Origin of the sequence: Pseudorhodoplanes sp. (genome assembly GCF_035565855.1) — a bacterium.
In the GTDB taxonomy this organism is placed as follows: Bacteria; Pseudomonadota; Alphaproteobacteria; order Rhizobiales; family Xanthobacteraceae; genus Pseudorhodoplanes.
On the sequence record NZ_DATMRX010000282.1, the window covers coordinates 1 to 12,171 of the forward strand.

The following is a 12,171-nucleotide window of genomic DNA, read 5'->3' on the forward strand; positions in this document are numbered from 1 at the left end:
CTCGGCGACTTCCGGCTTGGTTTTGTCCTTGAACAGAGCGCCCAGAAGGCCACCCTTCACGCCAAGCTCCTCCGGCCGGTACACGCGCTGGCCATCGGCTTCCGCGTCCTGCGGTCCGGTCGGGTTCAGCACCGTACTGCCGGCCGGCTTGCGGCCGTAGCCCGCGAGTTCCGCGGGGGAGAGCGCGCGGTCGTCCTCTTCAGAGGTGCGGCGCTTCTGGTTCTTCCGGGCCGCGGATCGCTGCTTGCGTTCGACCACCTCGGGGTCCTTGGGCCAGGCCGGGGTATTCACCACGGCATTGGTTTCCGGCTGCGGCAGGCGGTTCAGATTCGGCGGCACCACCAGAGGCGGGCGCTCCCGGTAATTGATCGATCCGGTTTCGCTGACGCCGAACAGCTTCTTGAAGAATTTGGCCTCGAAGCTCTCCTCTTCCTCGTCGTCATTGGCGAGCGCCACGGACGGAACCGAGGTGGACAGGGCCGCGGTTAGCGCCACGGCGGCAAGGCAAACGACCAAGGCCCGCCGCCAGCCGGACAGGCCCAAACCGAAATCACCGATTGCTGTTCGCAAGACGAGTCCCCGCAATGGTTTCCCCCATCGCCCCGACCGAAAAGTCTCGTGAAATCAGGGCGCTTTTGCGGCGCGGCCGCCCAGCACAATTTCATATATCAAACCGGCCACGCCGGCAACGATCGCCACGTCGGCCAGGTTGAAGACATACCAGTTAAAGGCGAACGATTCTGTCGTGATATGCAAAAGCGCGAAATCGACCACCGCCCCATGCGCCAGCCGGTCGATGGCATTGCCGATGGCGCCGCCCATGATCAGGCCGAGGGAGATTGCGGTCAGGCGGTTCTCGGCCTGCGACAGCCAGCCCCAGAGCACGATCACCACCACGGCCTTGAAGCCGAGCAGCATCCAGGTCCCCGCCGCGGTGTCCTGTGACAGCCAGCCGTAGCTGATGCCCCGGTTCCAGACCAGGACGAGATCGAAGAACGGCAGGACAACCACCCGGCCGAGCTTGCCGAGTTCGAAGCCGTAGAGGAGCCAGAGCTTCAGCGCCTGGTCCGCAAGCGCCGTCACCAGCAGCGTGGCCACGCCGTCGCGGGTGAAGGGGCCGCTCAGGAAGGAAGTGATTTTCATCATGACCACGGGCCCGGTCGTCCCTCTCCCCTTGGGGGAAAGGGTGGCGAGCAGCGAAGCTGCGAGCCGGGTGAGGGGGCAGCGTCCAGCATGATCGTCGTTACCCCCTCACCCGGTCGATCCTCGCCTTGCTAGGATCGACCACCCTCTCCCCCCAAGGGGAGAGGGTGACCGGGCACGGTGCCGTGTTCATTCCGCCGCCCTGCGCGCATTATCCCATTCACGCAGCGCCTGCGCATCGCGCGGTGTCACGTCGGGATATTGCGGGTCCTCGCCGACGCTTTCGGTGATCTTCCAGGACCGCGCGCATTTCTTGCCATGCGCGCGCTCGGGGACGACCGCGACCCCGCGCACGTCGTCCAGCCGGAAGGCGTCCGCCGGCCCCTCGCCTTCAACAAGGGTTGCCGCCGAGGTGATGCAAATTTCCGCAAGATCGGCATCGACGATCGCCGCGAACAGATCGGCGTCCGAGACGTACACAACAGGCGCTGCTTCGAGCGACGAACCGATGCGCTTCTGCGCGCGTTCGAGTTCGAGCGCACCGGTGACGACCCGCCGCACATTGCGGATCTTGCGCCACTTCTCCGCAAGCCGGTCGTCGCGCCATTCCGCCGGCACGTCGGGGAAGAGCTGGAGATGCACCGAGCCCGCATCGTCGCCGTAGCGGGACAGCCAGGCCTCTTCCGCCGTGAAGCACAGCATCGGTGCGAGCCAGGTCACCGTGCAGCGGAACAGATGATCAATCACGGTGAGCGCGGCCTTGCGCTTCACCGACGAGATCGGATCGCAATACAGCGTGTCCTTGCGGATATCGAAATAGAACGCCGAGAGATCGCTGGTCATGAAGGCGTTGAGCAGCGCGAAGATGCGCTTATAGTCGAAGGCGCGATACGCCTCCTTCACCCCGACGTCGAGTTCGGCCAGCCGGTGCAGCATCAGCCGCTCCAGCTCCGGCATCTTCTCCGGCGCGGTGCGATCCTCTTCCGAGAAATGCGCGAGCGAGCCGAGCATCCAGCGGATGGTGTTGCGCAGCTTGCGGTAGGTCTCGACGTTGGTCTTCAGGATTTCCGGACCGATGCGCAGGTCGTCGGCATAATCGGATGCGCAGGCCCACATCCGCAGAATATCCGCGCCGGAATTCCTGATGACGTCCTGCGGCGCGACGGTGTTGCCGAGCGACTTCGACATCTTGCGGCCGTGCTCGTCGAGCACGAAGCCGTGGGTCAGCACCATGTCGAAGGGCGCGATGCCGCGCGTGCCGCAGCTTTCCAGAAGCGAGGACTGAAACCAACCGCGATGCTGGTCCGAGCCTTCGAGATACATCACGGTATCGTCGCCCTTGGGCTTCCGGACGATGCCCTGAAGCTGCGGGAAATTCTCCGGGTCCTCCAAGACGAAGGCATGGGTCGAGCCGGAATCGAACCAGACATCGAGGATGTCGTCGACCTTCTGCCAGCCTTCGTCCGCGCGATCGCCGAGGAAGCGCTCGGCGGCACCCTCCGCATACCAGGCGTCGGCGCCTTCCTTCTCGAAGGCGTCGCCGATGCGCTCGTTCACCGCGGGATCGTTGAGGATCTCGACCGATCCGTCGGGCTTCTCCTTTACGAAGACAGCGATCGGCACGCCCCAGGCGCGCTGGCGCGAGATCACCCAGTCCGGGCGGCTTTCGATCATGCCGGTGATGCGGTTCTCGCCCGCGGCCGGAATCCATTGCGTCGCGCGGATCGCGGTCAGCGCGCGATGGCGCAGGGTGTCGTCTTTCCCTGCGATGTCCATAGCTCCGGGCTTGCCCGGAGCGTCAGCGATAGGTTTGTCCATCGCGATGAACCATTGCGGCGTATTGCGGAAGATCACCGGCTTCTTCGAGCGCCAGGAATGCGGATATTGGTGCTTGAGCCGGCCGCGCGCGATCAGCATGCCGGCTTCGACCAGCGCCTTGATGACGGCGTCGTTGGCGTCGCCCTTCTCGCCCTTGTCGTTGATGACGCGCTTGCCGGTAAAGCCCGGCGCATGGGCGGTCAGCGCACCATTCTCGTCCACGGTATAGGGGATCGCGGTGTTGATGCCGTCCGCTTCCAGCGCGCGGGCGCTTGCGGTCCAGACCTCGAAGTCCTCGCGGCCATGGCCGGGCGCGGTATGGACAAAGCCGGTGCCGGTGTCGTCGGTGACGTGATCGCCGGCCAGGAGCGGCACAACAAAGTCATAGCCAAGCGCACGCAGCGGATGCGCGCAGCCGAGATCGGCAAGATCGTCAGCCGGCACGTCGGCGACCTTGTCATAGCCGGTGACGCGCGCCTGCTTGAATACATCGCCTGCAAGATTTTCCGACAGGATGAACAGATCGCCGAACTTCGCCCAATTGTCGGGCGCGGCATCGGTGACCTTGTAGAGACCATAGGCGATCTTCGGCGAGTAGCTGATGGCACGGTTGCCCGGCAGCGTCCAGGGCGTGGTGGTCCAGATCACCACCGAGGCACCATTGTATGTCTTCTTCAGCGCCGCATGCCGCTTGCCGCGCGCAAAGCGCACCGGGAATTTCACCCAGACCGTATCCGAGGTGTAATCCTCGTATTCGACCTCGGCCTCGGCAAGCGCGGTCTTCTCCACCACGCTCCACATCACCGGCTTCGATCCGCGATACAGCGTGCCGTTCTGCGCGAACTTCATGATCTCGCGCGCGATCTGCGCCTCGGCCGGATAGCTCATCGTGGTGTAGGGATGGTCCCAGTCGCCCTCGACGCCAAGCCGCTTGAATTCCTCGCGCTGGACGTTGAGCCAGTGCTGCGCATAGGCCCGGCATTCCTGCCGGAACGCGATCATCGCATCCGGGTCGGACAGGTTCGGCTTGGCCTTGTTCTTCGAGCGGTAATTCTCTTCCTCGACCTTCCATTCGATGGGCAGGCCGTGGCAGTCCCAGCCGGGCACATAATTGGAATCAAACCCCAGCATCTGCTGGCTGCGCGTCACCACGTCCTTGAGGATCTTGTTGAGCGCCGTGCCGATGTGGATGTTGCCGTTGGCGTAGGGCGGACCGTCATGAAGGACGAATTTCGGGCGGTCCTTCGCAGCCTCGCGCAGCTTGCGGTACAGGTTCTCGTCCTTCCAGCGCTTGAGCAACAGGGGCTCGCGCTCGGGCAGGCCGGCACGCATCGGAAATTCGGTGCGCGGCAGGAACAGGGTCTCGGAATAATCGCGTTCGGTCTTTGTCATGTCGGGAAATCGCCTCTGGCGGGCGTGTGTAGCAGGGGGAGCGTTTAGCGCAAAGAACCTGAGCGCAAAGAACCCGGATACGCGCGGTTGCGTACACTGGCCGGCGTGCCGAAGGTCAAATCTGCCCGAGCGGCGGGAATGCGGCGGGATTGCGCGCCAGCGCATCGCGCGCGCGCTCGGCGTCGAGATTCATCTGCGCGGTCAGGGCGCCGATCGAGGAGAATTTCTCCTCCGGCCGGATCCAGCCGATCAGCGCGACGTCGATCTGCTTGTCGTAGAGATCGCCGGAAAAATCGAACAGAAAGACCTCCAGCAGCGGCGCGCCATTGTCGAAGGTCGGCCGGCGCCCGAAGCTCGCCACGCCATCGTACCGTCTGTCGCCGAGACCGACCCGCACGGCATAGATGCCATGCTTGAGGTTACAGGCCGGGTCCAGCCGGAGATTGGCGGTCGGAAAGCCCAGTTCGCGGCCCCGCTTCTCGCCGTGGATCACCTGTCCCGACACGAACCAGGGATAGCCGAGAAGTTCTGCCGCCTCCACGACCCGCCCGGCTTCCAGCGCCGTGCGGATGGTCCCGGACGAGACCGGCCGGCCCTCGTCCTCGAGCTTTGGGGCGATGTCGACCGGAAAGCCGTAGCGCTGCCCGGCCTCGGCGAGGAACGCGGGGGAACCGCCCCGCCCCTGCCCGAAATGGAAGTCGAACCCGATGGCAACGCCGCTCACGCCGAGGCGCCCGACCAGGATATCCGACACGAATTGCTCAGCCGGGAGGCCCGCGAGCGCCGCGTTGAAGCTCAGGACCAGAGCGCCATCGAGACCGGTCGAGGCCAGGAGGCGCAGCTTCTGCTGCTCGTCGGTGAGACGGAACAGCGCCACGTCGGGCCGAAAATAGCTGCGGGGATGCGGCTCAAGGGTCAGCACGGCGGACGGCTTGCCCGCGGCCTCAGCGCGCTTCATCGCAAAATCGATCACCGAGCGGTGCCCGCGATGCACGCCGTCGAAATTGCCGATCGCGACGACCGCGCCGCGCAGGCTCTGCAGCCCCGGTCCGTCGTCACGGACCACGACAAACGGCTTCTGACGTGCGGGTTGGGACATGGATGGCAGGCAGGTCAATGATCTCAGTCGCCGCCTCGTGTCGGCCCGCAAGGGCCGCAAGTCAAGGGCAGCAGGTCAAGCGGTTAGCTCTTGCGCCGTCCCGGCACCGACACGATGGCCTCCCCGTCCAGAACCACGGCATTGTCGACAAGAGCCTCGCAATGCAGGCGAACCTTGCGACCCTCGGCGACCAGTTCGATCACCTCGACCAGCACCGTCACCACATCACCGATCTTGACCGGGGCATGGAAGTTCAACGTCTGCGAACGGTACACGGCCCCGGCGCCCGGCAGCCGCGTGCCGAGCACAGCGGAGATGAGGCTCGCCGTATAGAGGCCATGCGCGATCCGCTGGCCGAAGCGCGTGCCTTGCGCATAGGTGTCGCACAGATGAATCGGATTGTCGTCGCCGGAGATATTGGCAAAGCCGACAACGTCGGTTTCCATCACCGTCTTCATCAGGGTTTCGCGCATGCCGACATGCAGGTCCTCGAAACAGAGGGTGCGGACCATGCGTGGATCGATCGCGGCTCTGGCGGGCGCTGTGGTCATGTGGCTCGTAACGTCTTCTCTCGTGAAGTTTCGCGACAGTATTAACGAAGTTTGAAACTGGTGCTTCTTCGCGGTGCACGCAATCCGCCTTTAGGCAGAAACGCTCATATTTTCATCAGGTTTTGCGCTCGCGACGCGTGTCCCCGCGAATCTTGCGCCTTAACGGATGTTCAAGGCGCAAAGTGTACGGTGGCGAAAGTGGGCAGACGCTCACGGATATGCTTCGGAGCTGACCGATGTCTGCCGATCTATCGATGCCGATACTTGTCGTCGACGACTACAGCACGATGGTCCGCATTATCCGCAACCTGCTGCGCCAGGTCGGCTTCAACAATATCGACGACGCATCCGATGGCCTCTCGGCGCTGCGACGCCTGCGCGAGAAGGATTACGGCCTCGTGGTCTCGGACTGGAACATGGAGCCGATGACCGGCTACGAATTGCTCAAGGAGATGCGAGCCGATCCGCGGCTCTGTGCAATCCCCTTCATCATGATCACCGCGGAATCGAAGACCGAGAATGTCATCGCGGCCAAGCAAGCCGGTGTCAGCAATTACATCGTGAAGCCGTTCAACGCGGCGACGCTCAAGAGCAAGATCGACGCGGTGTTCGGCAATCAGACCTGCGCGGCGTAAGCTTTTCCGGCGTCGTTCGGTCGTCGTCCCCGCGAAGACAACCTTCCCCTCGCATCACCACTTCAGCCGTCGCGCAATTGCCCGAGGCTTCCCCCCGGCGGCGATCAAGACGCGCTCGACCGCATCGGGATCGGGGTCCTCGCGGCCGCCGAATTCCGCGGCGTGGATGCCTGCCGTCACGAACAGGCAGTCGATGCCGTAGGACGAAGCGCCGGTGAAGTCGGTGCGCACCGAATCCCCGATGGCGAGGACGCGGCTGCGGTCGACCTCCTTGCCGCGCTTCTCCTGTGCGAGCTTTAAGGCAAGATCGTAGATCGGCGCATAGGGCTTGCCGGCATACAGCACGGCGCCGCCCATCTTCTTGTACAGATCGGCGATCGCGCCCGCGCAGTAGAGGACTTGCTCGCCTCGCTCGACGATCACATCCGGATTACCGCAGATCATGAACAGATTGCGCGAGAGCATCTGCCCGAGCAACCCGCGATAACTTTGCTCGGTCTCGGTCTCTTCGTTGAACAAACCGGAGCAGACGACGTAATCGGCGGTGTCGACACCCGCAAAGGTAACATCGAGCCCCTCGAAGATCGCGAGATCGCGCTCCGGACCGATATGGAAGATCGTTTGTCCCGGTCGCTTGGCGATCTCGTCGCGCGTGACATCGCCGGAGCTGACGATGCCGTCATAGATGGTGCGCGGCGCGCCGAACTGGGCGAGCTGGGCCACGACAACGCCGTTGGGGCGCGGCGCATTGGTGATCAGCACCACCGTGCCGCCGGCCGCGCGGAAGCGGGTGAGCGCGTCGCAGGCGTCCGGGAATGCGGCAACGCCGTTATGCACGACGCCCCAGACGTCGGACAGGACGACGTCATAATCGGACGCGATGGACGCGAAATGATCGGTAAAGATGGTCAAATCTGATGCCTGGGATTAGGTCGGTGGCGGGCGGCAGCATTTAGCGCGTCGATGCCCGGCCGGGAAGCGCCGAAAGAGGCGCGCAGGGCTTCCCTTCCGCAACGGCAGGCCGCGCCAGTGCAGGATCAGATCGCGGCCCGCGCCGCCGCGCCGAGCGAGGTTTCGGTCGCCGGGCGCTCGGCGGGTGTCGCGGGCACGCCTTGCAAGGCATCGGCCCGGACCGGACGCGGCGGTGAGAACAGGAACCCTTGTCCGAAGCGGACGTCGTAATCGAGAAGATCGACCACCACGGCCTCGGTCTCGATCCGCTCGGTGATCAGGGTGATGCCATGTCGTCCGAGCAGATCGGACAGGTCCGCAGCATGGATGTCGGCCGAGCCCCCGGTCTTGCTCAACAGCAGCTGCGCCGGGACCTTGACGAAGCGCACCCCGAGGTCCGACAGGTCGCGTGGTCCGATGCGAAGGTCGGTCACCTGATCCATGGAGAAACGGTAACCGAGCGCAATCAGGCCGGCGAGGCTCTCCTGCTCGATCGGCCCCATGCTGCGCAGCGCGCTCTGGGTGAATTCCAGGGTCAACGAGCTGCCGAGCGCGCGGTTGGCTTCCAGGAAATCGAAGAATTGCCGGAAAATCTCGGCGTCGTTCAGCGTCGCGAGCGAGACATTGCAGAACAGTCCGATCTCGCGGTTCTTGAGCAGAAGGCGGCGCAGCACCTGCACGCACCGAAACAGCTGCATATTGTCGATGCTGGCGATCAGGCCGGCTTTCTCGGCATGCGCCAGGAAATCGCTTGGCAGGATCAGCGTGCCGTCCTCCATGCGCAGCCGCGTCATCGCCTCGTAATAGCGCACCTTGCGTTGCGGCAGCGTCACGACGGGTTGCAGATAGAGATCGATGCGCTTGCCTTCGAGCGCACCCTTGATGATGGCGGCGATCTCATCGGCCGACTTGCCGCGCAGTGGGCCGGTTGCTGCAAGCTCGGGTTCAACAGGCGGTTCGGGCGCCTTGACGGATGAGACTTCGGTTGGTGCGGCTGCGACCGGCGCAGCGGCGGGCTTGGCCGCTTCGGGCTGCTTCTCTGCTTCGACTTTCTCAACGACGGCCGACAAAGGCACGACTGGAGCAACCTGAGCAACCGCCGCGACCTGCGGCCCGGGCGTCAGCACCGGAACCACCGACGGCGCCGCGCCGATTTGCGTCAGACGGATGTCATGCGAGGCGACAGCCTCAGCGAGTTCCTTGACGAGACCGCCCAGCTCGCCAATCTCGGCGGCCAGCGTGTCGCTTTGCGTTCGCGAGCGCCGAGCCGCCTCCTGTGTCTCCATCGCATTGACGCGTCGCCCGAGCTCCGCGACCTGCCGCGCGAGATCGGCCGTTCCCCGCGACAGATCGGCAATCTGATCGCCGATCCGGTCGCGATCACGCAGCCGCGCCGAGACGACATTGTAGAGCGCAAGCGCGGTCATGACCGCCAATGCAGCAACCGCAGATTCCGTGCCGGAGAGGCGGAACACCAGATAACCAAGGGCGCCGACCGACGCCGCGATCAGGATCACGCAGACTGCGATGAAGATGGCCGTCAGCCGCTGCATGGACATCCCGCTACAGGTCCGCTCCTCGCGTCACACTGCGGATCGATTGCAGCTGATCGATTGCAAATGACGGCTTTCGCTCCGCCAAGGCTCGACCGGACGCGATTCGCTCTCCCGATGATAATGTTCACCAGCGACATGCGGAGCGCAAGCAAACCGTGCAGCCAAATTGCGCTGCCTCGGGGCGCGACGTCATTTCCGGGGCGGAATGATCCAGTAGACGATGCGCGCCTTGGGCTGCCTGCGGCTTGAATACCGCGGCAGTTCGATGATCTCCGGTTCGCCCTCGGCGCCGAAGGTTTCGCGCCATTCGTCGACATGGGCCAGTTCGTAGTCGTCTTCCCAGATCACCAGGACGCCGCGTTTGCGCAGATCGTCCATGTCGATCCACGGACTGATCTTCGGGCGGCCATGCACCACGACGCGGGGCCGGTCGGGTGAGTAAACCGCAACACTATTTGCCACGAATTCCGTGCCGGCCACATAATCGAGCTTGGTTCCGGTTTTGGCGTGCCACTCCCTGGTGACCATTTCGGCAATGGCGCGTCCCGGGAAGTCGCTGGCCTTGGGCCGCGAGCGGAAATACTTGTCGGTGATGGTGCTCCCGATCCAGATCGTCGGCGCGAGCAGGAACAGGAAGATGACTCCGGCGCCGAACAGCCGGAGCCGTTTCGGATCGGTGACGGGCCCGAGCCAGAGCAGAGCCGCGAGCGGCAGGAACGACCAGAGCGGATAGCCCCACATCTGCACCGGGAACCGGCCGGCGATGAGCGCAAGCACCGTCACCACCAGAAACGGACCCAGGGCGAGCGTGGTGGCGTAGCGCCGGGCGAACGCGGCTTGTCCTGTAACAGGCATGGCCGGCGCCGTGCGCGGGATGAGTGTCAGCGCGAGCAAAGCCAGCGAGGGAAAAATGAAGAAGATCTGCCCGACGATCCATTTGGCCGGGAGCGTGATGTAATCGTACCAGACCTCCGGAGGCCGGGCGCGCTCGCTGACATATTGCAGCGGCAGAAAACCGGACTCGACCAGCCACCAGGCATTCGGCGCGATCACAACCAGAAAGGCCGCTGCCATCAGCCACGGCCCGCGCGTGCGTAATGTCGGCCGCGCCACCGGATCGATCAGGAGAAACAGCGCGAGGCTGATCGCAAACGGGAGAGCCGCATATTTCGACCAGAAGGCGAGAGCGAGCATGGCGCCGGTCAGCATCCAGTCGAGCGTACGGCCGCGCACCAACCCTCGATAGAAAAACAGCGCCGTGAATGCCCAGAATGGCAATTGCATCTGGTCATGGGCGAATTTCACAGCCGAGTAATTGTAATAGTGGATGCCGACGAGCGCGAGCGTGGCAAGCAAGGCCTGCACCGGCCCTGCGATGTCGCGCGCCAGCAAATAAACCCCGATGAAGCATGCGATCACTGCGAGCGGACCGAGCGCATAGACCGACTTGATCTGGCCGGTGAGCCGATAGGCGACGTCGGCGACCCACCATGGCAACGGCGGGTGTTTCCAGTAGCCGAGTTGCCATTCCTTTCCGAGCGCGAGGTCCTCGGCGAGATCGAGCTCCAGATTGTGGCTGGTCAGGATCGGCAGGATAAGCCAGATCAGGAAATGGGCCGCGAGCAGGATGGCCAGCGCGCGGCCCGGCTTTCGCAGTGCAAAATCGACGATTGCGCTCAGGACGCCGCCGTCCGCTGTCGCCGTTCTCGCGTCCATGCTCGCGTCTTTGGAGCCGCCGTAGTATGCCTGAACCGGATGGGCCCTGTCGGGCAGTCCAATAGTGAGTGCCCGCCAATTTTGGTCCAGTCAACACAAGGCGGCGGACGGCCGATCAGCCTTTGATAGTACGATGAACGACCTCGCACCCGAGATTTCCGTGGTGTTGCCTGCCTTCAACGAGGCCGGGAATATCGCCCGAATGGCGGCAACGCTTGACGGCGTTCTCAAGTCGCTCGGGCGCTACGAGATCGTTTTCGTCGATGACGGATCGTCCGACGGCACACTCGCGGCGATCCGCGCCGCCGCCGCTGCCAATCCGCAAATCCGCTATGTGTCCTTCACGCGCAATTTCGGCCATCAGGAAGCGTTGCGTGCCGGATTGAAACACGCGCGCGGTCGCGCCGCAATCGTGATGGATTGCGATTTCGAGCATCCACCCGAGCTGATCCCCGAGCTGATCGCCGCCTGGCGCGCGGGCGCCAAGATCGTCGCGACCCGCCGCGATGACGGCGAGGCCGACCTGCCGAAACTGAAGAGCGTTACATCGCGCATTTATTACCGGTTGCTCGATGCGATCGGCGACGTCCGCATCGAGCCGGGCTCGTCGGATTACATGCTGCTCGATCGCAGTGCGATCGACGTCGTGAATGGATTTGCCGATCAGGACGTCTTTCTGCGCGGCGCCGTGCGCTGGCTCGGTTTCCCGATCACGACGATCCCGTTCTCGCGCGGCGCGCGTACTTATGGCGAAAGCAAATACACACTCGCTCGCATGGTCGATCTTGCGGTGACCGGGATCGCGGCGCACAGCGTCCGGCCGCTGCGGCTTGCGATCTGGCTCGCGCTCGGCTTCGCCGCGCTCGGATTATTGCTGCTCGCCTATTCGGTGGTCAGCTATCTCCTGGTGCCGCAAACCGTCACCGGCTGGACCTCGATCATGGCGACGATCGCGCTCCTTGGCGCGGCGCAACTCCTCGTGCTCGGCATCATCGGCGAATATGTCGGCCGCATCCTGCGCGAGGCGCGCCGGCGGCCGACCTACATCGTTGCCGAGACCGAGGCGGACCTGAAGCCGGAGCGCGAGGTGATCGGCTTCCGCCGCCCGGCGGAGTGAATTGGCGCAAGCGAGGCCCCCGTTGCTGCGCCCTCCCCCTGGGAGGAGAGGGCTGCGCAGAGTTTCCACAAACGATGATGGGTGAGGGGTGGAGGCGCTATCCGACCGCCCTTACCCCTCACCCATCACGATGTGTGGACATGCAGGTGTCGCCCTCTCCCCCAAGGGGAGAGGGCACAATCATCAGCACCGC

Annotated in this window: 10 protein-coding genes; 2 read left to right on the top strand and 8 right to left on the bottom strand. The window is 64.1% G+C overall.

The window, feature by feature from the left end; all coding sequences use genetic code 11:
• The 5 genes from VN004_RS16075 to VN004_RS16095 form a co-directional block, all read right to left on the bottom strand.
• The coding region (locus VN004_RS16075; protein WP_325612067.1) for a hypothetical protein at positions 1-570 on the bottom strand (570 nt) is incomplete at its 3' end.
• 54 nt (positions 571-624) lie between these two features.
• Positions 625-1,146 carry a signal peptidase II gene (gene lspA, locus VN004_RS16080; protein ID WP_325612086.1) on the bottom strand — a complete coding sequence of 174 codons (522 nt, stop codon included), beginning with the start codon at positions 1,144-1,146 and terminating at the stop codon, positions 625-627.
• Positions 1,147-1,332: 186 nt separating this feature from the next.
• Positions 1,333-4,353: an isoleucine--tRNA ligase gene (gene ileS, locus VN004_RS16085; RefSeq protein ID WP_325612069.1), complete on the bottom strand. Its 3,021-nt coding sequence runs from the start codon at positions 4,351-4,353 to the stop codon at positions 1,333-1,335.
• Between the two features lie 115 nt (positions 4,354-4,468).
• Positions 4,469-5,452 carry a bifunctional riboflavin kinase/FAD synthetase gene (locus tag VN004_RS16090; RefSeq protein ID WP_325612071.1) on the bottom strand — a complete coding sequence of 328 codons (984 nt, stop codon included), beginning with the start codon at positions 5,450-5,452 and terminating at the stop codon, positions 4,469-4,471.
• Positions 5,453-5,535: 83 nt separating this feature from the next.
• Positions 5,536-6,003 (bottom strand): MaoC family dehydratase, encoded by a 468-nt coding sequence (locus VN004_RS16095; protein WP_325612073.1) that lies wholly within the window; start codon positions 6,001-6,003, stop codon positions 5,536-5,538.
• Between the two features lie 236 nt (positions 6,004-6,239).
• Between VN004_RS16095 and VN004_RS16100 the strand changes: the two genes are divergently transcribed.
• Positions 6,240-6,638 (top strand): response regulator, encoded by a 399-nt coding sequence (locus VN004_RS16100; RefSeq protein WP_325612075.1) that lies wholly within the window; start codon positions 6,240-6,242, stop codon positions 6,636-6,638.
• 54 nt (positions 6,639-6,692) lie between these two features.
• Here VN004_RS16100 and VN004_RS16105 read toward each other — a convergent pair whose 3' ends face one another.
• The 3 genes from VN004_RS16105 to VN004_RS16115 all read right to left on the bottom strand — a co-directional run bounded on the left by VN004_RS16105 (position 6,693) and on the right by VN004_RS16115 (position 10,861).
• Positions 6,693-7,544, bottom strand: a complete 852-nt coding sequence (locus VN004_RS16105) for a TIGR01459 family HAD-type hydrolase (protein WP_414710328.1) — start codon at positions 7,542-7,544, stop codon at positions 6,693-6,695.
• 131 nt (positions 7,545-7,675) lie between these two features.
• A complete protein-coding gene (locus VN004_RS16110) occupies positions 7,676-9,142 on the bottom strand; it encodes an EAL domain-containing protein (protein WP_325612079.1) in 1,467 nt (488 codons plus the stop codon).
• Positions 9,143-9,334: 192 nt separating this feature from the next.
• Positions 9,335-10,861 (bottom strand): glycosyltransferase family 39 protein, encoded by a 1,527-nt coding sequence (locus VN004_RS16115; protein WP_325612081.1) that lies wholly within the window; start codon positions 10,859-10,861, stop codon positions 9,335-9,337.
• Between the two features lie 133 nt (positions 10,862-10,994).
• On the opposite strand from VN004_RS16115, the gene VN004_RS16120 reads away from it, so the two are divergent.
• Complete coding sequence (locus VN004_RS16120; protein ID WP_325612083.1) at positions 10,995-11,978, top strand: glycosyltransferase family 2 protein; 984 nt, start codon at positions 10,995-10,997, stop codon at positions 11,976-11,978.
• Positions 11,979-12,171 lie beyond the last annotated feature (193 nt).